This window comes from Candidatus Woesearchaeota archaeon (assembly GCA_016187565.1).
In the GTDB taxonomy this organism is placed as follows: Archaea; Nanobdellota; Nanobdellia; order Woesearchaeales; family JACPJR01; genus JACPJR01.
The window spans coordinates 34,695-53,310 of record JACPJR010000035.1; the positions used below are offsets into that span (position 1 = coordinate 34,695).

23 protein-coding genes are annotated in these 18,616 nt (G+C 39.1%); 3 read left to right on the forward strand and 20 right to left on the reverse strand.

The window, feature by feature from the left end:
- Position 1: 1 nt before the first annotated feature.
- Genes HYW21_09200 through HYW21_09225 form a run of 6 tightly spaced genes read right to left on the reverse strand, consistent with a single transcriptional unit; the run spans position 2 to position 5,727 of the window.
- Positions 2 to 142, reverse strand: a complete 141-nt coding sequence (locus HYW21_09200; protein MBI2549494.1) for a hypothetical protein — start codon at positions 140 to 142, stop codon at positions 2 to 4.
- Entirely contained in the window at positions 139 to 1,089 is a 951-nt protein-coding gene (locus HYW21_09205) for a cation transporter (GenBank protein ID MBI2549495.1), read from the reverse strand. The genes HYW21_09200 and HYW21_09205 overlap by 4 nt, the downstream gene beginning before the upstream one ends.
- A 36-nt stretch (positions 1,090 to 1,125) precedes the next feature.
- Positions 1,126 to 2,016 carry an arginase family protein gene (locus tag HYW21_09210; protein MBI2549496.1) on the reverse strand — a complete coding sequence of 297 codons (891 nt, stop codon included), beginning with the start codon at positions 2,014 to 2,016 and terminating at the stop codon, positions 1,126 to 1,128.
- Positions 2,017 to 2,025: 9 nt separating this feature from the next.
- Positions 2,026 to 3,210, reverse strand: coding sequence for a hypothetical protein (locus tag HYW21_09215; GenBank protein ID MBI2549497.1), 1,185 nt, complete (start codon positions 3,208 to 3,210; stop codon positions 2,026 to 2,028).
- A 1-nt stretch (position 3,211) separates the two neighbouring features.
- Positions 3,212 to 4,999 (reverse strand): carbamoyl transferase, encoded by a 1,788-nt coding sequence (locus HYW21_09220; GenBank protein MBI2549498.1) that lies wholly within the window; start codon positions 4,997 to 4,999, stop codon positions 3,212 to 3,214.
- Entirely contained in the window at positions 4,993 to 5,727 is a 735-nt protein-coding gene (locus tag HYW21_09225; protein ID MBI2549499.1) for a 50S ribosomal protein L11 methyltransferase, read from the reverse strand. Before HYW21_09225 ends, HYW21_09220 begins: the two co-directional genes overlap by 7 nt.
- A 117-nt stretch (positions 5,728 to 5,844) precedes the next feature.
- Here HYW21_09225 and HYW21_09230 point away from each other — a divergent pair, with 117 nt between their 5' ends.
- A complete protein-coding gene (locus tag HYW21_09230; protein ID MBI2549500.1) occupies positions 5,845 to 6,603 on the forward strand; it encodes a hypothetical protein in 759 nt (252 codons plus the stop codon).
- A 43-nt stretch (positions 6,604 to 6,646) separates the two neighbouring features.
- On the opposite strand, the gene HYW21_09235 is transcribed toward HYW21_09230, so the two are convergent.
- The 5 genes from HYW21_09235 to HYW21_09255 all read right to left on the reverse strand — a co-directional run bounded on the left by HYW21_09235 (position 6,647) and on the right by HYW21_09255 (position 10,148).
- Entirely contained in the window at positions 6,647 to 6,937 is a 291-nt protein-coding gene (locus HYW21_09235) for a hypothetical protein (GenBank protein MBI2549501.1), read from the reverse strand.
- 293 nt (positions 6,938 to 7,230) lie between these two features.
- Entirely contained in the window at positions 7,231 to 7,950 is a 720-nt protein-coding gene (locus HYW21_09240) for a hypothetical protein (GenBank protein MBI2549502.1), read from the reverse strand.
- A 127-nt stretch (positions 7,951 to 8,077) separates the two neighbouring features.
- Entirely contained in the window at positions 8,078 to 8,509 is a 432-nt protein-coding gene (gene tnpA / locus HYW21_09245) for an IS200/IS605 family transposase (protein ID MBI2549503.1), read from the reverse strand.
- A gap of 329 nt (positions 8,510 to 8,838) precedes the next feature.
- On the reverse strand, positions 8,839 to 9,453 hold the full coding sequence (locus tag HYW21_09250; GenBank protein MBI2549504.1) for a hypothetical protein: 615 nt from the start codon (positions 9,451 to 9,453) through the stop codon (positions 8,839 to 8,841).
- 59 nt (positions 9,454 to 9,512) lie between these two features.
- Positions 9,513 to 10,148, reverse strand: coding sequence for a hypothetical protein (locus HYW21_09255; GenBank protein MBI2549505.1), 636 nt, complete (start codon positions 10,146 to 10,148; stop codon positions 9,513 to 9,515).
- Positions 10,149 to 10,421: 273 nt separating this feature from the next.
- Between HYW21_09255 and HYW21_09260 the strand changes: the two genes are divergently transcribed.
- Positions 10,422 to 11,153 carry a hypothetical protein gene (locus HYW21_09260; protein ID MBI2549506.1) on the forward strand — a complete coding sequence of 244 codons (732 nt, stop codon included), beginning with the start codon at positions 10,422 to 10,424 and terminating at the stop codon, positions 11,151 to 11,153.
- Between the two features lie 47 nt (positions 11,154 to 11,200).
- On the opposite strand, the gene HYW21_09265 is transcribed toward HYW21_09260, so the two are convergent.
- Positions 11,201 to 12,292 (reverse strand): M20/M25/M40 family metallo-hydrolase, encoded by a 1,092-nt coding sequence (locus HYW21_09265; protein ID MBI2549507.1) that lies wholly within the window; start codon positions 12,290 to 12,292, stop codon positions 11,201 to 11,203.
- A gap of 53 nt (positions 12,293 to 12,345) precedes the next feature.
- Positions 12,346 to 13,014: a hypothetical protein gene (locus tag HYW21_09270; protein MBI2549508.1), complete on the reverse strand. Its 669-nt coding sequence runs from the start codon at positions 13,012 to 13,014 to the stop codon at positions 12,346 to 12,348.
- Positions 13,015 to 13,117: 103 nt separating this feature from the next.
- Between HYW21_09270 and HYW21_09275 the strand changes: the two genes are divergently transcribed.
- Positions 13,118 to 13,444 (forward strand): divalent-cation tolerance protein CutA, encoded by a 327-nt coding sequence (locus HYW21_09275; protein MBI2549509.1) that lies wholly within the window; start codon positions 13,118 to 13,120, stop codon positions 13,442 to 13,444.
- A gap of 28 nt (positions 13,445 to 13,472) precedes the next feature.
- On the opposite strand, the gene uppS is transcribed toward HYW21_09275, so the two are convergent.
- From uppS to HYW21_09310, 7 genes are all read right to left on the reverse strand, one after another.
- Positions 13,473 to 14,171, reverse strand: coding sequence for a di-trans,poly-cis-decaprenylcistransferase (gene uppS, locus HYW21_09280; GenBank protein MBI2549510.1), 699 nt, complete (start codon positions 14,169 to 14,171; stop codon positions 13,473 to 13,475).
- Positions 14,172 to 14,235: 64 nt separating this feature from the next.
- Positions 14,236 to 14,646 carry a hypothetical protein gene (locus HYW21_09285; protein ID MBI2549511.1) on the reverse strand — a complete coding sequence of 137 codons (411 nt, stop codon included), beginning with the start codon at positions 14,644 to 14,646 and terminating at the stop codon, positions 14,236 to 14,238.
- A gap of 83 nt (positions 14,647 to 14,729) precedes the next feature.
- Complete coding sequence (locus HYW21_09290) at positions 14,730 to 16,397, reverse strand: AarF/ABC1/UbiB kinase family protein (GenBank protein ID MBI2549512.1); 1,668 nt, start codon at positions 16,395 to 16,397, stop codon at positions 14,730 to 14,732.
- A 48-nt stretch (positions 16,398 to 16,445) separates the two neighbouring features.
- Positions 16,446 to 17,132: a UMP kinase gene (locus HYW21_09295; GenBank protein MBI2549513.1), complete on the reverse strand. Its 687-nt coding sequence runs from the start codon at positions 17,130 to 17,132 to the stop codon at positions 16,446 to 16,448.
- Positions 17,132 to 17,482 carry an EamA family transporter gene (locus tag HYW21_09300; protein MBI2549514.1) on the reverse strand — a complete coding sequence of 117 codons (351 nt, stop codon included), beginning with the start codon at positions 17,480 to 17,482 and terminating at the stop codon, positions 17,132 to 17,134. Before HYW21_09300 ends, HYW21_09295 begins: the two co-directional genes overlap by 1 nt.
- Before the next feature lie 75 nt (positions 17,483 to 17,557).
- A complete protein-coding gene (locus tag HYW21_09305; GenBank protein ID MBI2549515.1) occupies positions 17,558 to 17,932 on the reverse strand; it encodes an EamA family transporter in 375 nt (124 codons plus the stop codon).
- 14 nt (positions 17,933 to 17,946) lie between these two features.
- Positions 17,947 to 18,600 carry a hypothetical protein gene (locus HYW21_09310; protein ID MBI2549516.1) on the reverse strand — a complete coding sequence of 218 codons (654 nt, stop codon included), beginning with the start codon at positions 18,598 to 18,600 and terminating at the stop codon, positions 17,947 to 17,949.
- Between the last annotated feature and the right edge of the window lie 16 nt (positions 18,601 to 18,616).

The following is an 18,616-nucleotide window of genomic DNA, read 5'->3' on the forward strand; positions in this document are numbered from 1 at the left end:
TTCAAAGTGAGTTTACTCTTTTAACGACATCGACAGGAGGTGCATAGGTAACAATCCCACCAATACCCTCTACTTCAGTGAGATTTCCTCTGAGGGCATATGCCTCTTGTCCAGATCCTATTTCCTTCCAAAGTGGATTCATGGTTTTCCGTACCAACTCTTTCTGTTTGGTTCAATATGAATAAGCACGTTGGCAATTCTTTCATTTGCATGGCGAAGAGTATCTTTAACTCTGTGTGAGATTGCATGGCCTTTTGAGACTGATATCCTCCCATCAACAATCACATGCAGATCAACGTAATAATCAAAACCAATTTTACGGACAAAACATTTTTCTATAGCAACAACACCCAATACAGATTTTGCGACTCTTCGTACCTCGTGATTTATTTCAGAAGAAGGAGAGGCGTCCATTAATTCGCCAATCGCTGGCGTCAGAAGTTTCCATGCATTGTAGACAATAATAAATGAAGCCAACAATGCAGCCCAATCATCGGCACTTTCATAACCCTTCCCGCCTATCAACGCAACCGAAATTCCCACAAATGCAGCAGCAGAAGTAAGAGCATCACTTCGATGGTGCCATGCATCGGTCTTAACTGCAATGCTATTTACGGTATTCCCAACATGCTGAACAAAACGAAATAACGCTTCTTTGGTGATAACAACAACAGCTAATACCAGAAGAGTAAAGGGAGCTGGAGCATGGTGCGGCGTGATTATTTCTTTGATGCTTTGGATAGCGATTATAATTGCAGCTCCCACCAACACAAGAGCAACAATGGTTGCTGTCAATGGTTCTGCTTTTCCATGACCATACGGATGATCCTCATCAGGAGGCTTTGACGCTATTTTAAGGCCATTCCAGACAATAAACGACGTCAAAACATCTAACGATGATTCGATAGCATCAGCAATCAAGGCATATGAATTACCCAAGAACCCTGCTACTCCTTTGATGATTGCCAGAATTCCATTAACAAAGATTCCAATAATTATCGAGCGCATCCCTTTCTGCGAAGGATGTCCTGTTGGCACACGAAGGGCTTTTGTTTTAACAGCACTCTTTTTACGATTAGTCTTTCTCATCGAGCGTAGAGGATAGATAAAGAAAGATATAATAATTTATCTTATTTTGTGAGAACACATGATTAGCTGTAATACTTTTGTGATAATCCTTAAAGTCTTTCCCTGTGCATCAAGAGAAGGAAGATAGTTTCCTATGCTCAATGTAATGATATCAAAATGCTGTTGGATATGTTCTATAAAGGAATAAAACTCTGCATCGGTAATGCCGCCTGACTCTCGGCAGAGAGAAGCACCACTCAACAAAGGATCAACAACATCCTGATCAAAGTGAATATAGACGGTTGTTATTTTTTGCTTTTTGAACATATGGGTTATCTGCCGTACTATGAATGAAAGAGAATCATGAATCTTTTGGGGAGTAAAGACAGCTATCTTTTTCTCTTTAATCAATGCCATTTCACCAGGATCAAGATTTCGCTGCCCAATCATAATAAGGTGCCGAGGATCAACTGCAGGTAGATGTTTATTCAACGCCAACAGTTCAGGATGCCCTCTTCCGAGAAGATGGGTTAGTCCCTGCCCATAGAGATAGCCGCTTATGGTTGTTTCCGGAGTGTTCAGATCTCCGTGTGCATCACAGTAAATAACCCCAAATGGCTCGTACACTTTTTGCATTTCTTGGAGCGATTGATAGATCCCATAGCCAACACCAATTACGGAAGAATCATCTCCTTGAAGAATAATAGGCACATCTCCCTGTGTAACGACCTTTTTGATTACCTTCAGTAGTGCATCATTGATCTGTTTTATTTCTGGGAGATGCTTAGCTTTTTCATATTTTCCCAAGCGATGTCTCTTATTTTCTTTTGGAATGTCTATTTCAATGACATTCTTCAATCCCAGTGATGTTATAATAGTATCAGGTCCTTGATCCGTGCCCTTATGTGGAGCACCGAGATGATTTGCAACCTTGATTATTTGGTACATGTTCATACCTCAGTTATGGGGAACATACAGTGAGTCATAGTGGTAAGATTTGAATGTATAACTGTTCGGAATCAATTCTTGCAAAAGTTCAAATGATAATGACGTTTGAAATGCTTCCTCAATACATCGGTCAACAAATGCCTCATCCCAATCTTTCTTCTTAATTTCATGCATGAATGCCTTACGGTATGCTCCATACAGAGAACTATTTTTTCGATAATATGCTGCTAACATCGTATGCATTTCAGCTTTGCTTTTTCCTTTTCCATCAATATAATCCACAAAAGGAAGACTTGTCTTTATGAGTTCAAGAAACGCATCGATGGTAAAGTGTCGTATTTCCTCATGAGTTTCAGGAATCTTTCGTAAGGTAAAGGTATCAAAATCACCGAGTGAGGAGAGTTTTTCATTCTGTACAACATCATTGCCAATATTGCTATTTAATATCCCCCTAAATCCACCATGAAAGTTGAACACCATGAGTAATGTTACTTTTGTATGTATATAGAGATCTTTATCCATGCTGATTAAATCCGTTTCTCTTCCCTCCAAGCCTTTTCTTGTAAGCCTAACAAGATCATGAACAGTATAACCTGAATAATCAACAAAACTTTCTATTCTTGTATCGTTCCTGCTATTATCCCCTGTAGCATTCACTAATTTCTGGACTAATGCATAGCCAAGATCTTTTCCTGTGGGTTTATAGTGAAATACAGACACTGGCTTAGAAGAAGGATTAATACCCAATTGTCTCATGAAAAGAAATCCAAGTATCTCCCCGATTACTGCTCTTTTTGATAACACACCAAAAGGAATTTGCTCAATAACAAGATTAAAGTTGTTGTCAACCCGCCAATGAGGAAAGGTTATGCCTTCAGGTCTGCATCCTTTTAGTTTGAGGAAAGTGCCTTTCACATAGGCAGATCGTATTCCTCCACGTAATGCAGATACGGTTTTTTTCCCATTGAAATATTTTTTTGTTCTCGCTAAGGGAAGGTCTATCAAAAACGTTTCTTCCTCAAAATAAAACAGCTGTTTTTCAACAGTTTCAACAAATGCTCGCTCAACATCGGTGAGTAAATCAAGATGATTTTTGAGAAACGTTGTTATGGGAATTACCTCTCCGTCGATACTATACAAAGTAAGTTCTTTTTCTTCTTTGAGGTTTATGTTGCCTGATTTTTTTGATTGCATATTATCGTAACCCCTCAAAATATTGCTGCAATGAAATATCTTTACGAAACTCGGGTACGAGATTTTCTTTTCGTGGTACAAGGTAATCTCCTATAATCAAAAAGTCAATATCACTCTTGAGAAATGTTGCTACAGCCTCTTCAGGCCCGGAGATAATGGGTTCTTGAACATTAAATGAGGTGTTCAATACTAAAGGAACCCCCGTTATTTTTTTAAATGCAACAAGCAGCTTATGAAATCTCGGATTTATTGTTGCAGAAACAATCTGTATCCTACTCGTGCCATCTTCATGAACTACTGCTGGAATTATTTTTCTCTTTTCTTCATTGACATGATGTGCTACTACCATGTATTGAGAAGCATTTGTTAGGTTTCCCTCAAACCAATCTTTTACATCTTCTGCCAAAATCGAAGGACAAAATGGCCGAAAGGGTTCTCTAAATTTTACTTTGTGATTCAGAATGTTTCTGACTTTTTTCTGTCGTGGATCTGCAAGAATGCTCCTATTTCCCAAAGCTCGAGGGCCTACTTCCATCCTCCCTTGATGCCAAGCAATAATGTTACCTTGAGCAATAAGCAAAGCAGCAGCTTTTTCTGGTTCTGAGGAGGAGGTGTAGGTTAATCCTTTTTTATCCAAGAAAGTTTTTATTTCATCAGATGAATGCGTAATGCCAAGATACGGACTTTCTTGGACATACCGTCGTGATTTACCGAGTATAATGTTCCAAATAACGTATGCCGCTCCGATTGCAGTTCCTGCATCATGGGCAGCTGGCTGAATAAAAATATCATCAAAAAGATTTTGCTCAACGAGTTTTCCATTTGCTGCACAATTTAAAGCAACGCCACCAGCAAGACAGAGATATTTTTCTTTTGTTTCTTCTTTAAGATATTTTGCTAATCTGATCATTATTGTTTCAGTAACCTCCTGCAATGCAGCTGCAAGATCTGCATATCTCTTGGTTTTTTCAGTAACTTGTCTGATTGGTTTATTTCTTTTTGGTAAGCCGAAAAGGTTTATTATTTCAGTATAATCCTCTATTCTGAATTTCATGATTGCATCATCAACCGTAAAAACGCCATGGTTATCAACAGTTACAATTTCAGCAAACTGATTTCGATAAATTGAAGCGTCACCATACGCTGCAAGCCCCATTACTTTACATGCGTCATACTCACTGAATCCTAAAAACGTTGAAAACTTCTCCCAGAGGAATCCTAAAGAATGAGGGTAATCTATTGACAGGATCTTCTTCATACTGTTATTTCTGCCATGATAGAGTGTTGTTGATTCGTATTCACCAATTCCATCAATGACCATAATGGCAGCAGTGCCAAAGGGAGAAACAAAAAAAGTGCTTGCTGCGTGACAATCGTGATGATCAAGAAAAAAAAATTCTCCTCTAAACCCCTGCTTGCGTAGCTTCATTTCAACACTCATTGCCTTTTCACAGAAAAGTTCCTCTGCTTTTGCTTCTCCAAAATCATTAGTAATGGTGTAAGGATGTACATGATGAAGATGAAAGTCAAGTCTCTTTTGAGGATTAAAAGAAAACCCAATAGAATCTATATCTCCAAGACTTATTTTTCTCTTTTCGTGTTTACTTGCTTCTTCGAGACAATACCGAATAGCCTGCTCAGGTAATTGGTCAGGATTATCTATGCGTGCTTTTTTTCCGTGTTTGATTCTATTAAGCCGTTCTTCTTCTATAGCTGCAATTATTTTTCCATTGTTGATCAAACATGCAGCTGATTCATGATAGACTGCATTGACGCCGAGAATTAACATCTTTGCCTCCGCAATTCATATATCTTGAATAGTGCCTGCTGTATACCTTGAGATACAGGTGTCTGTTCAACAACCCGGATAATCTCGTAACCATGTTCAATTGCTCTTTTTCCTGGATCGTTATCTCGTACATCTTCATTTTCTGCAAGAGTTAGCCATGGAAGAAGGTAATGTGCATCATGAGTAGCATATGTAGATACTTGGGTAAAGTATTGTCCAAGTAACTCTGTTCCACCCAACATCATTCTTGTCCAATCCTTCCCCGCAACAGGATCTGCTGCAAAGAAAGGATGATTGAAGATATGAACCTCTGATAGAGGTCGTTCACCATAATGTTGAAACAGATCACTTTGAAAAACATCACAGATATGATCTAAACTATTAGATCTCACATTTCGCCGTGCATTGTTGACTGCACGTTCATCAATATCAGGCATGTACACTTTTCGTGCACCAAGTAAAGCAGCGGCTATACCCACAATTCCCGAACCTGTTCCCATATCAGTGACTCTTTTATCTCTCACAAGATCAAGAAAATCGCAGAGATAATTGACCATCTGCATTCCAGAATTCATAATCATAGGATTGGCAACATAGGGATCGACATCTAATAGTAACGTACCACCCCTCAAAGGGAGAACGATGGTTTCAGTCTGATGCTGTTGTTCATACGCTGTGATTTGTTTCCTGACTTGTTCTTCTTGTGCTTGAGTAAGCATGTTTCTCATGATATGACCCCCTCAATTGTTACTACCTAGTTGGGACTCTTTTGATATAAATATTATTGTCCCCTTAGGGGGTCGTAAATAGAAAGATTTATAACAAAGCGCCCATAATGGACATGTATGGATCAAAAATTACTCCAAGAAATTGGTCTTACCACTGGAGAAACAAAGGTATACCTTGCACTCCTCCACCTAGGAGAGACAAAAACAGGACCACTAGCAAAAGAAGCACAGGTATCATCCTCCAAGGTCTATAAAATTCTGGATAGGCTTATGAAAAAGGGTCTGGCTGGGTATATGACGAAAGGCAAGATAAAATATTTTACCGGTGTTGAGCCAAAAAGGATTTTGGATTATATAGAAGAACGAGAAAAGGAACTACAAAGAAAGAAAGAGCTCGTGAAGCAGATCATTCCCCAACTGGAAATAGAACAACAACTAGCAGATAAGAGAACAAAAGCAACGCTCTATGAAGGATTCAAAGCAATAAGTAATTTTTATCGTCAGATTCTTTCTGAACTCAAGGCTAGTGATCACTACTTTGTTCTTGGTGCCCAGTATGGAGAAGAAATGCCAGGTGTGCGTGCGTTTTTTCATAATTATCACACCCAACGGATAAAAAAGAAGATCAAGGTAAAGATGCTCGCAAATTTCGGAACAAGAGATAACTTGGAACCACCAACGTTTGTCTATGCTGATGTCCGATTTCTGCCTGAATATTTAGTCCCAAAAATGACAGTTGTGTTCTACCGCAATAAAACATTCATTTTCTTTTTAACCAAGAATCCACAGGGATTCCTCTTAGAAAGTGAAGAAGTTACCAAGAGTTTTAAGATCTACTTTGAAACACTTTGGAAAATGAGCACAAAAACAAGGTAACACATTTATAGAATGCTATAATAGAAAACCTAAATTTTTAATATTATAAAATTGTAGGGCGAATACCCACTGATTCACTAAAAAATTTCTTTGAAATTTTTGGTGTCCCAGAAATTGCTTTGCAATTTCTTAGGATATCTGTGGGATGAAGCCCGTCGCCTCCTTCTCGTGTTTGTGCAAAAAGCAGGAGAAGCTCTGAGCGAAGCAAAAGCAGATTTTCTTTGAGATTCTTCTCAAACTCAATAATATAAGGTTTTGTCGTCTTGCGCTTTCTTGCTTTTTTGTAAGCGAGAAAAAGATTATCGTAAGAGCATAATGCGCCATATAAATCCATAATGAAAATCCTCGACAAAAGGTCATTCCGAAAGCGCCATTGTTGTTGTCGAGGTTCCTGTTGTTGCCATTGACATTGAAGCCGTTGTCAGGGCCATAGACACGCAACCCAAGCGCTAGCCATTTTACTTATCTCTCACCGCAGGTTCAGCCGTATAACCCTAGGATTATGTGTCCCTGCTGAATTTCATAGCTTCCAATGGACAGCCTTAGTAAAATGGCGTGTGGCCTTTAAACCATTGTTCATGGCTGTCGAGGCAAAAATAAAATAAGAAGGATTATATTTAATTCTTTCTACTTTTTTGCGCCGCCTCCGGCGGTTTTTTCAAAACGCACCCCGAAAGCGCCACCGTCGTTGCAGTCGAGGAACCTGACGTCGCCATCGACATTGACGCCGAAGTCAGGGCCAAAGACACGCAACCTATTTACATACGGACCTCCTTGAAATTTAGCATAATCCTTATTGCCAAAAACCATTGATTGGGAGCCTCTTCCTTGTTCTTTTAGCCAATCGCCATAATCCTGAGCTTTGATTCTCAAACTTTCATCAGAAAACAATCTAGATGTTAATTCAAACTGACCAAATTCAGAAACGAGTATGTCTGTTTGTCCATGATTAGCAGTAAATGCAGTGCCTTTTCCTAGCATTTCATCAACAATACCATAAACCGAATCTCTTTGATTATTAGGAAGAACACATTCTCTGCCTTGCTTATGTGCTTCAACTAAATTAGGTATGCCGACGAGGTTGCTTATTGCTCCATCTGGGACTATAACAACCTGATTGGTTCTATCATCATAAAATACATCAGCATTTGTCCTGCTGTAAGGGTTAAATGTATCTTTTGGTCCTTGTACTCGAAGAAAACCTAATTCTGCTGGGGAAACCATATGCATGCCATGAACTGCAAAAGCCGCTTCCTGGACATCCAATGGCGCTTCTTTGTAGCCATAAGTAACAGTGTATAATCCTGCTTGCGTTTTACTGACCTTCATTTCCAGATTAGGATTCATTTTGTTAAGCCTCCAATAAGAGTATGTAAGACTAGAAAAATGCTTTGATATATAAATCTTTCTTTTTTGATGTTACTACAAAGTGGCTAATGCTCTTGTGTGAAGCCGCCTATTTTAAGCTGCCCTTTCAATTCTTGCGGGCATCCATAAATATCAAACTCAAAAACAGATTTGCCCATCTGCTCCTGAATATATCTCTTGACTTGCTCTTGCGAAACGTGTCCAGCAGAGCCGCAGTAACAACCTCTTGCCCAGAGAGCATCAAATCCTTTTCCAAAATCTGCTTGTATCCCAAGTATTTCAAATCTGGAAATACCCGCCTTAATTGAATTGAAGTATTACCCTTTAACTTATGAATGATTTTGAAAGGTGTTACTGTCGGTTTTGTGCCTACAAACAAGTGCAAATGGTCTGGCATTATCTCCAGAGCAAGATTGTTTAAGCTCAATTCTTGGCATTGTCCGTCAATAATTGTTTTTAAGACTTCTCTTACTTTGCCTATCAAAATTGGTTTCCTGTACTTTGGAATCCAAATAATATGATAATTGATATTGTGCACAAAAATCGGAGATTTTTGGCATCCCAGAAATCATTGATTTCTGTGATATTTGCAATGATGAGAAGTTCTCACCGTTGCTATTTTACTCTCGATTTTGTACACTTCAGGATTGAAGTGCGGATATTTGTTTTTAGTCATTGCGACCACCTCACTTTGAAGGTGGTTGCTTGTATCAAGAGGGAAAAGTTTAAGTAAAATGGTTTGCGTGAGAAACCCCCAGCTTTAGCTGGATTTATTTTGGGAGTATGTTATTTGTTAGGTTTTCTAGTATATAATAGAGGAAAAAACATAGTAAATACTATTATCCTCTATTATAGTTCCCGAATGATTTAGGTTATGAACTCCTTTGTGATTTCTACAAATATTTCTTTATTTCGCTCAGATTTATAATTTTTGGTAAGTTTAAGTACACGCTCATCATTGATCTGAAATCCTTTTTGAGAGAGCATTTTCCTAAGCTTTTTTCCCAGTAAAAATTGGCAAAATTGGGTAACATTCTGTGGCTTTTCAGTGTACCTGCAACGCTCAAAATCAATCATTATGGGCTTTCCTTCGTGAGTAACAAGAATGTGTTTTACTGGATGATGCATCTCTTCTTTGGTTAAGCCATGCTGGTCAAGAAGATAACATTGATCAAAAATATCTTTCAAGACATTACCGATCTGTGCCTTGGTTGCAGAAGCAATGAAATCAAGGATTGCGACACCATCAACAAACTCGTAGATAAGTTCATGCTCCGACGAAGCAATCAGTCGAGGACCAATGCCATACTGATTTACCTTTTGAAGCATTTTTCCTTCATACTCAATACGAAAGTATGCATGACTGTGTGGATTCTTCTGCTTAATACAGACTTTTCTATCCTCTAATTCAGCAGTGTAAACAACTCCACGTTTTCCTTTGGCAAGAAAGGTTTTATTGGTAAGCTGGTCAGTAAGCTGCATCGAAAAAAATAAAATACACCAGGCTATAAAAGTGTTGCGGAAAACCGAGATAAACTAAATTACTGCATGTTCAATCTGAGGAAGGCTCCGAGATTGTAGTCAAACTTATTCGTTTCAGTCATGTCAAGGGCAACACCTAACTCAAAGGGATCTTTACCTAAACCAGCTCTCAGTCTTTGCAGACTGAAATTATGTTGCCTTCCCACATTGGAAATACCCTCTGCATTCAGAACTAAGTGTACATCCCCCCTCAAAAAAGGACGATAACCTGCATTAACAAGCATCTCAGCATTTGTTTCTCCTTTAAGGCTACCAGTACCTAACACATAAGCGGTTAGGTCTCCATGTTTCTTAAAGTATTCAAACCCTAACCGCGGAACAACGCCCATGCCTGGAGCAGCTTGTGTTTCTAAAACAAGAGCAGATCCAACAAGAGATCCAACAGGAAGATCATAGCTAAGGTCAGCTAAACCGAAGTAGCGTACTTGATTATGATAATCAACGGTTGTTCTATTTCGAGCAAAGAGATCCAGATGTGGTAAAATCTCGCTACTGGTCTTAAGATCTACGGTGGTATGCTGAGGAGTACTCATTACCTCTGCTGACCCTGCATTGGTGCCATATGGTGTTCCTGCAATCAACGATGTTACTATTCCTGTACTGCATATTATGTTTTTTGCTTTTTGTTTTATCATCGTAATCAACCTCTGTCTATCTTGTTACTTAGGTAATATGACCGTACTCACGCCACTTGGTGCATTTCCTCCTCCATCATATCTTGCACCTTCTATTTCGTCGTTTTCTATTTCCATTACCATAGTTCACACCTCACTTACATTCACTTAAATTTTGAATGTTGTGTAAGATCTTAACCAAGCAGTAGCAAAAGGAAACTATTAAAATATTTATAACCACAATTGTGATCACAAATAGGAATGTTTAAATAGACAAGGGTATTGGATACCACTATGGATACCTCAATCCTTAAAGAGATCGGATTAACCGGGGCTGAAATCACTGTTTTTTTGACATCTATAGAACTCGGTTTATCATCTGCCGGTCCGCTTGTCGAAAAATCAGGGTTACAAAATGCAGTTGTCCACAGAACCCTTCACAGCATGATTGAAAAGGGACTGATGACCTATATTCTTGAAGGGAAACGACGATATTATCAAACAGTAAAACCCGAGGTGTTGCTCACCGTTTTAGAAGAAAAAAAAGAGCGCTTGCAGAAAATTCTTCCTGAACTCAAAACAAAATACCACTTTGCAAAGAAAAAATCTCAGGCAACAATCTATCAAGGGATTAAGGGAGTAAAGGAAATACTCTATCAAATGCTGGATACTCATGCAAAACAATACACAGCCTATGGAGGTGCACAAATTTCAGATGATATGCTCGGTACTTATTTTTGGGAATCATTCCATAAAAGACGAATGAAAAAACATATCCATGCGAAACTCGTGTTTCATCATTCATTGCGATGGTGGGGTAAGGAACTCATGAAAAAAGGCATCAGTAAAGTGAGATACACATCTAAGGATTTTGAAGAGCTTACCGAAACAGTTATCTGCGGTGATCGTGTTGGGATCATTATTTACACAGAAAAGCCCTTTGGTTTTCTTCTTGAAGAAAAAGCTGCAGCGAATTCGTATAACAAATTCTTTGAGATTCTATGGAAAAATAGTAAAGCAGAATGATAAACAAAAGTATGCTGCGAATATAAAGGATTTGTACCTATACCTTTCTATGAGAAACAATGCTTGTGAATGTATTGTTCAAGAATATGGTAGTAAGGAGCAATGCTTTTGATCTCAAGATATTCGTTGCTTTGATGATGGTTCTTGCCAACAGGACCAAAATTAACACCAGCTATTCCTTGAGTAGTAAAATATCTCGTATCAGAACCTCCTGAACTCCTTATCAAGCTTACTTTTGTGCCAAGGATTTTTGTTGCTATTTTTTGTAAAGAAGTGATGTGATGATCATGCTCATCATTGATCATCAAAGAGCTATCTTGAAGAACTGCAACCGTGAAGCCAATCTCTTTCATGAGTTGCATCATCTGCTTATTCGTAACGTTTTCTGTTGTCCTGATATCAAGAATCATTTCTGCTTTTTCAGGAGTTACATTAACTGGACCTTGTGCAAAAATGTTTGTTACATTGACCGAGGGTAACCATTCATTAGCTTGGTGTGCAGTTGTACCTACGCGTTTGCAAAAAGTAGAGTACTGAAAAAAGAGTTTTTCAATCGCATTTTCACCCAGCCAAGGACGGCATGCATGGCAAGATCTTCCACAGGCAGTTACTTTCACTTGAAGAATGCCTTTATGCCTTGTCTCTATCCCCAGACTGGTTGGTTCTCCAGTAATAACAAAATCTCCTGCATATCCTTTGTTTAGCAGATACTCAGTACCGTGATGACCACCAATCTCTTCGTCGGAAACAATCATTAAACCTACCTTCGGATGTTTTTGTTGCTGTGCCATTGTTTTAAGAAGAACAACCATAATAGCGAGCGCTGCCTTCATATCAGAACTTCCTCTTCCCCAGAGTTTTCCATTGCTAACCGTAGGGAGAAATTGGGTATCATCTCCTGCAACAACATCAAGATGACCATTCAAGAGAAGTTTTTGGTGTTTTTTTCCATCGAAACTTATAAAGAGGGACGGTTTTTTGTTTGAGTGAAATTCCTTGACAACAAGAGGAGTTGCAGCAAAATACTGTTTAAGAAAGGTAATGCAATGGGTAAACTCATCATGCTGTTCTTCAGTAGTCTGATAATGCATCAATTTCTTTGTTAATGCTACACATTCTTCAACAGGAGTTTTGTCCATATTTTTCCCTTGTCTCAGATGTTGCTCTTGAGAGTTATTCGCTGCAGAAAAAATCATGCCAATCGCTGAGTAAATGGTTTTGTGCTCATGAGCTGTCGTCCAAGCTTGATAAACTGTTTTCCAAGCTCATTTGCGTGGATTTGGTACGATTGATGGCAATGACGCAAGGAATGGAGGTGTTTTTGGTACGTACCCTCTCCAACGTGAAGCTTTGTTTCAAGAGGGGCAATACTATGGAAATGGTTCTCCAATTTCCAACATCCCTGCTCAAGTGATCCAAGGCTTTTCTTCATTGTTTCAAGTTGTTCCATGACATCAACCAACCTGAGATCTTTTTGCTGGGTAAACCGTCTTGTTAGTCGAGAACAGGTTGCATAATCCTGCTGAAAACTGGCAATCTTTAAGCGAACAAGAGAATCAGTCAGAATATCAAGACGCTCATGAATATTATGAGTCTGGTAGAGAGCATTGTATGCCTCGCTAAACTGTTTGATATCCTCCTTTACCCCTTTTCCTTTATGTTCTCGTAAGGGGTGAGCAAAATTTTCCTTAAGAGTAGTATAGACCGGAACAAACCAAGAGGTACGAAGCTGGATCAATGAGGGTTTCATACTCTTCAGTACAAGAAGATTCTCCTGCAATGCCCGTAATCCCATTTCGTTCAATAGTGACTTATCCTGAAATTTATCCTCTTTTTTCATCGCATCACCCATCATGGGCAAAATAGGTAACTCTGAGCGTAAAGTGTTTATATAGTTTTCGCTAAGAAACATTTATTAAGATGCATTCTTTAAATTTGTCTACAAAGAGAAAAAGGATGAACTCATGCGTATTGTTTATATTACCTGTAAAAACAAGAATGAAGCAAAGCACATTGTTACTCAGCTTCTCGAGCAACGATTAATCGCTTGTGCTACTATGATCCGTGCAAAAAGCATGTACTGGTGGCAGCAGAAGAAAGAAACAACAAGTGAAGTCATTATCTTTGCTAAAACCACTGAAAAAAGAGTTTCAGCAGTGATGAGAGAAGTTAAGAAGATCCACAGTTATAAGATCCCCTGCATCATCAGTTGGAAGCCAACTCTGGTAGATAAATCCTATCTGCAGTGGGTAGGTAAAGAAACAACAACAAAACCAGATAAAAGAACATAAGAAAGATCAAATAGCAAATGGTATTGAATTATTGTCCAAACCTCCGTTGACGTTTGCTGTATTCTGCCAAACAATCCATAAGATGTTCTTTGGTGAATTCTGGCCACATAATATCAAGAAAGATATATTCAGCATAGGCTCCCTGAAAACTCAGGAAGTTTGAGATACGATGTTCACCGCTGGTTCTAATGATAAGCTCTGGTTCATCAGGCAGATAAAGATACTGGCGAAAGGTTTCTTTATCAATGGACTCTGGTTCAAGAACTCCTTGTTTCACCTGTTCTGCAATTCGCTTTGTGGCATCTATGATCTCTTCTTGGCCGCCATAGGCCATGGCAAAATTAACACAATACTGGTCGTAGTATTTTGTCCGTTCCATAATCGCAAAAAGCTTTTGCTGAAGATCTTCAGGAAACAGAGATAATCTACCAATAACACGAATCCGTGCTTGGTATTCATCAATTCTTGTATCCTTCATCAGTTTATCAAAACTTTCTTTAAAGATCTTCATGAGATACAGAAACTCCTCACGAGGGCGGTTAAAGTTTTGAACAGAAAAACAATAAAGCGTCAATTCACGGATACCAAGCTCTTTACACCACATAAACAGTTCTTCGACCTTCTTTGCGCCCCATTCATGACCTTTCCATGGTTCGAGCAGCAATCGCTTTGCAAATCTTCTATTACCATCTAGGATAATACCTACGTGGTGGGGAATAGATGTCATAAGGATGGAAGGCTCAAAAGGCTATAAAAATCTTTGCTCAAGAAAGATGAGACAAGATTATTACTCACTTTTTCTTTGGGGATTTCCTTGCTTTGCGTTTTATGTTTTTGTTTTTTCGTTGATTTCCCCGAGCATAGCGTGAGAATGTTGCAGATCTTTTTTGCAGATCTTTGGCTACTTTCTCCAGTGTCTTCAGAGCTTCAGCTCTTCCCTCCTGAACCACTTCTTTTTCTGTCTGACGAAATCTCGTGACAAGAGCACGCACCTTTCTCTTTGTCTCAGCATCAATCTTCTTTGCAAGCCTAACCTGTTCACGCTTTGCCTTTGTTACCATTGTTTTCAGCAAAACTTTTCCCTCTTTACTCGTGATATGGTTGTCCTTCACCAATGTTTTGATTCGCTTCTGTGCAGCCTCTCGGGTTAAATCAGCTAATCCAACACCAAGAAGAAGTCCCTTTTTCAATTGACGTAACATATAATCACCTCTGTAAATAGTTCTAGGATCACTGCATTATTAAATATTTCGGTTTAGAAAGCTTCATCGAAGAAAAAGAGTAATTAGAAGGTAAATCTCTTTTCACGAACAATAGAAATACAAAGCAGAAGAAAAAAGAGAAGAGCAACAGTAAAAAAGATGACTGAAAGAAAAGGAAATCCAAACAACTGTTGCTGATCAAAAGGGTAGAGATATGCACCTGCAATAATAAACGCTGCACTTAAAACAACCAGAGCGATTCTATTACTCGATTTGTCAAGTTCAATGGTTAAGATTTTAATATCCGTATCCATCTGCTTGAGATCCTTGTCAGTTTCTCGTATTTTGCTGATGAATTCTGATGCTTGTCGAGGAACGCTTGCAACAAAATACCTAATCTCTTGAGCTGCTTTCTTGAGTTTCGCCCATTTTTCCCGAGGATCATATTGTTTTTTGACCAATTGGTTGAGATACGGTTTACCCACAGCAACCAGATTAAAGTGTGGGTTTAATTCCATACCCAAACCTTGAAGGGTAATGATTGCCTTACAAAGCAAGATAAGATTGATGGGCAATACAATTGCATGCCGCTTTGCAATGCCGACAACTTTCGTAAGTACTTGTGCAAGATCGATCTGATGGAGCTCTGCACCATAGTAGCTGCCAAACTCATGTTTAAGATCTTCAATAAAACGTTGACGATCAACATCAGGAGGAACAGCACCTAATCCCAACAATGCGTCTGCCATTCCCTCAACATTTTTTTCCATCATTGCGATAAATAATTGAGACAAGGTTTCTTTGGTAGGAGAGTCCAGCATACCTACAATGCCATAATCAAGAAGCCCTATACGTCTCTTCCTGAGCACAAAGATATTTCCTGGATGAGGATCAGCATGGAAAAATCCCTCTTCAAAGATCTGTCGAAAGATCATATCAGCAATAACCACTGAAATCTCTTTCTTCTGTTCAGGTGAAAGATCTGCATGCGTAATATTTTTTCCGTCGAGATACTCAAGCACTAAAACCCTTGTAGTGGTAAGATTGAGGTAAGGCTTGGGAATGGTAATTTTCCGGTCGCCCTGAAAAAAGGCATAAAACTTTTCTGCATTCTTTGCTTCATGGTTATAATCCAGTTCGTTCTTCGTATATGCCTCAAATTCCTGAATGATCTTTGTTGGTTGGATAAAATCCTGAGGAAATTTTTTTTCAAACAACGATGCCAACCGATAGAGAATATCAATATCAGTCTGCATAATTTCTTGGATATGTGGACGTTGTACCTTGACCACAACTTTTGTTCCATCCCGTAATGTTGCTCGATGAACTTGTCCAATAGAGGCTGCAGCAAGAGGTTTGTCATCGAATGAAGAAAAAAGTAGGTGGATGGGCTTGCCCAATTCTTGCTCAATAATTTTCTTTGCTTCTGAAGACGGAAAGGGTTTTACCTGATCCTGTAGTTTACTGAACTCGTCGCAATATTCCTTTGGAATGAGATCTGGTCGTAGACTTAACAGTTGACCAAGTTTGATAAACGTTCCACCAAGTTCCTCAAAGATAGTTCGTAGGACAACCGGACGTGTTTTCTGCAGCTTAAATTTTACCGGTGACAAACGTTCTTTTAACGGCAGATATCGTTTCAGATTTGCCTCCTCAATGAAATAACCAAGTCCATGCTTAGCAAAGACTGTCAGAATCTTTTCAAACCGCTGCATATCCCTTATTTCACGCATAAAATGCATTACTTGCATAAACGCACCCAAAACAGCGAGATATTTAAATGTTTGGAAAGACAAAATTTACTTCGAAATAATCGTGCCCTTGAAGGGTTTGCCATAGAGTGCGTTTTTCAAGTTTGCTAAATCTTGACCACCACAGATGTAAACGGTTAATCCTAATGCTTGTGCTTTCTTGCTGGCAACAGGATCAAAGGGCATGTTTAAGCCTGGAGACCAACGCTGGCCAACTAACGTTGTAAAGGTTGACCAACTCATTTGTTTTAAGGGTTTTGCATGGTGATATATTTTGGGATCTTTATCATAAACATAGGCTACATTTGTTGCATTGATAATCGTTTTTGCTTTAACATTTGCGGCAAGGAGAACAGCATCATAATCAGTAGAGCATCCGGGCTTCCATCCCGAGGCAATGAAGAGTTTTTCCTTTCCTTTGAGAGGTTGTGTTGGATTGTGGATAACCTCTTTTGCAGCAATACTTGAGAAAAGAACACGCAAGAGTTCTGCGTTAAGGCGCGTTGCCATAATCCCAATCCAGTCTAACTCTTCCTCAGAAATAAAGGTAACCTGGGTAGCTGCATGATGATAATGACGAGCAAGAGAACCCCCACCAACCACAATGACCAGACGATGTTCTGGATAGTCTTTTCCATAGCGTATAATCATCCCGGTAAAGTCTTTCAAAAAAGAAACATTTACTTGATCTTGGATAACCATAGATCCACCCAACGAAAGAATGACGGTTTGCATTACCCTTGCACCCCAATAAGAATAACGCCGATGATGATGCTGATGATGCCTAACCAACGGTAGATATTCAGCCGTTCTTTAAGATAAATCAGAGAAAGTATCACAATCCAGATATACGTTAAGGATGTTACTGGATAGAGGACAGAAAGCGGTCCCCCCTTTAATCCGAGGATGAAAAATGCTGTTGCGATACCAAAGAAAAAGAATCCAAGAATCAGTTTGGTGTTCTGCATAAGAACCTTTAGCTTCAATTGCACGTTCTGTGCGCCTAATTTGAGATAGAGAGAGCCAATAGCACCAAATATCGTTGATACAACAATCAATCCAAATCCCCACCAGGTTGTTTCCATTGTCATTCCTTTTTTATGTTATTTTGTGCTCTCTTGTTTTATTTTTTTTATTTTTTTGTTTTTCTTTGTTTTCCCTTAAACTTGTTGGCTTCCGTAACTGATAAGGAAAACGCCAACAATGATCAATCCAATACCAAACCATTTGGTTGTGCTCATGGAATCCTGAAAGAATCGCATGGATAAAAAACTTACCCAGACAAAACTGAGTGATACCAGTGGATATAACACCGAAAGCTCTCCGCCTTTAAGGGCAATAACTAACAGGACTGCTGCACTGAAGTAAGCAAGCAACCCAAAGATAAGATAACCATTCAGAAGAATTTGAACAACATCGCTCGTTAAGGTTACTGCAGCATATTTATACAGGATTTGGCCAGTTGAGGTAAGAATCGTTGAGAACAACATCAGACCAATTGCCCAGAGCTTGGTCTTTGCTTGTGTTTGTGCCACTCCATTAACCTCACTTACTTTAACCTCTTAATTAATCGCTTGATATCTGCATCAAGCATACTACCCGTTCGATAATGAACTAGTTTTTTGCGCACAAACTTTAAGACCTGATCATACCGTGTACTCAACCCTCCTTGGATTAAGATCTGTCCGGTTGTTACTCGCTCACAGAGGGTTAAAATCTCCTCTTTTGTTGCCTTTCTGTCTTTTCCTGCCAGAAATTTTTGAAACAGCAAGGTGACCTTACGCTTAAATTCTAGATTCGTTATGTCCTTAAGACAGAGAATGTGAAGAGGGATGTTCTCAATCTGTTCACGACACGTACATCGTAATGTCCCTGTATAATCCTTATCGATCTTTTTATAGTTTACACGTAAAAGTATCTCTTTAGTCTGCCCCTTCTGAAGAATTACTTTAGGAGGAACCTTGACGACCTCATGCTTAGCAAAGGAGAGGGAAATTGAACGAGGAACAAGATTTTCGAGTCGTAAGGTATATCTCCCAATAGCATTGGCAAATGCCTTGACTTCAAGCGAATTTCGTGCAACAAGCCCTTTATCCTTCTCTTCCAAGAGAATAACATATCTAAAGTACTTCTTAGCTCCAGAAGAGCGTCCTACTGCACGTTTTTTTAACGATTGGCGCTTTCTTGCCGCTTTGGTGGGCATATCCGTCCTCTGGGAA

Bases quoted from the DNA above. Each gene is read 5' to 3' on its own strand.
- HYW21_09310 (MBI2549516.1), bottom strand. From the start codon at position 18,600: ATGCCCACCAAAGCGGCAAGAAAGCGCCAATCGTTAAAAAAACGTGCA.
- HYW21_09265 (MBI2549507.1), bottom strand. From the start codon at position 12,292: ATGGACAAAACTCCTGTTGAAGAATGTGTAGCATTAACAAAGAAATTG.
- HYW21_09215 (MBI2549497.1), bottom strand. From the start codon at position 3,210: ATGCAATCAAAAAAATCAGGCAACATAAACCTCAAAGAAGAAAAAGAA.
- HYW21_09220 (MBI2549498.1), bottom strand. From the start codon at position 4,999: ATGTTAATTCTCGGCGTCAATGCAGTCTATCATGAATCAGCTGCATGT.
- HYW21_09290 (MBI2549512.1), bottom strand. From the start codon at position 16,397: ATGCAAGTAATGCATTTTATGCGTGAAATAAGGGATATGCAGCGGTTT.
- HYW21_09250 (MBI2549504.1), bottom strand. From the start codon at position 9,453: ATGCAGCTTACTGACCAGCTTACCAATAAAACCTTTCTTGCCAAAGGA.
- HYW21_09255 (MBI2549505.1), bottom strand. From the start codon at position 10,148: ATGATAAAACAAAAAGCAAAAAACATAATATGCAGTACAGGAATAGTA.
- HYW21_09240 (MBI2549502.1), bottom strand. From the start codon at position 7,950: ATGAATCCTAATCTGGAAATGAAGGTCAGTAAAACGCAAGCAGGATTA.
- HYW21_09205 (MBI2549495.1), bottom strand. From the start codon at position 1,089: ATGAGAAAGACTAATCGTAAAAAGAGTGCTGTTAAAACAAAAGCCCTT.
- HYW21_09295 (MBI2549513.1), bottom strand. From the start codon at position 17,132: ATGCAAACCGTCATTCTTTCGTTGGGTGGATCTATGGTTATCCAAGAT.
- HYW21_09300 (MBI2549514.1), bottom strand. From the start codon at position 17,482: ATGGAAACAACCTGGTGGGGATTTGGATTGATTGTTGTATCAACGATA.
- HYW21_09285 (MBI2549511.1), bottom strand. From the start codon at position 14,646: ATGTTACGTCAATTGAAAAAGGGACTTCTTCTTGGTGTTGGATTAGCT.
- HYW21_09230 (MBI2549500.1), top strand. From the start codon at position 5,845: ATGGATCAAAAATTACTCCAAGAAATTGGTCTTACCACTGGAGAAACA.
- uppS (MBI2549510.1), bottom strand. From the start codon at position 14,171: ATGACATCTATTCCCCACCACGTAGGTATTATCCTAGATGGTAATAGA.
- HYW21_09200 (MBI2549494.1), bottom strand. From the start codon at position 142: ATGAATCCACTTTGGAAGGAAATAGGATCTGGACAAGAGGCATATGCC.
- HYW21_09225 (MBI2549499.1), bottom strand. From the start codon at position 5,727: ATGAGAAACATGCTTACTCAAGCACAAGAAGAACAAGTCAGGAAACAA.
- HYW21_09235 (MBI2549501.1), bottom strand. From the start codon at position 6,937: ATGGATTTATATGGCGCATTATGCTCTTACGATAATCTTTTTCTCGCT.
- HYW21_09260 (MBI2549506.1), top strand. From the start codon at position 10,422: ATGGATACCTCAATCCTTAAAGAGATCGGATTAACCGGGGCTGAAATC.
- HYW21_09210 (MBI2549496.1), bottom strand. From the start codon at position 2,016: ATGTACCAAATAATCAAGGTTGCAAATCATCTCGGTGCTCCACATAAG.
- HYW21_09275 (MBI2549509.1), top strand. From the start codon at position 13,118: ATGCGTATTGTTTATATTACCTGTAAAAACAAGAATGAAGCAAAGCAC.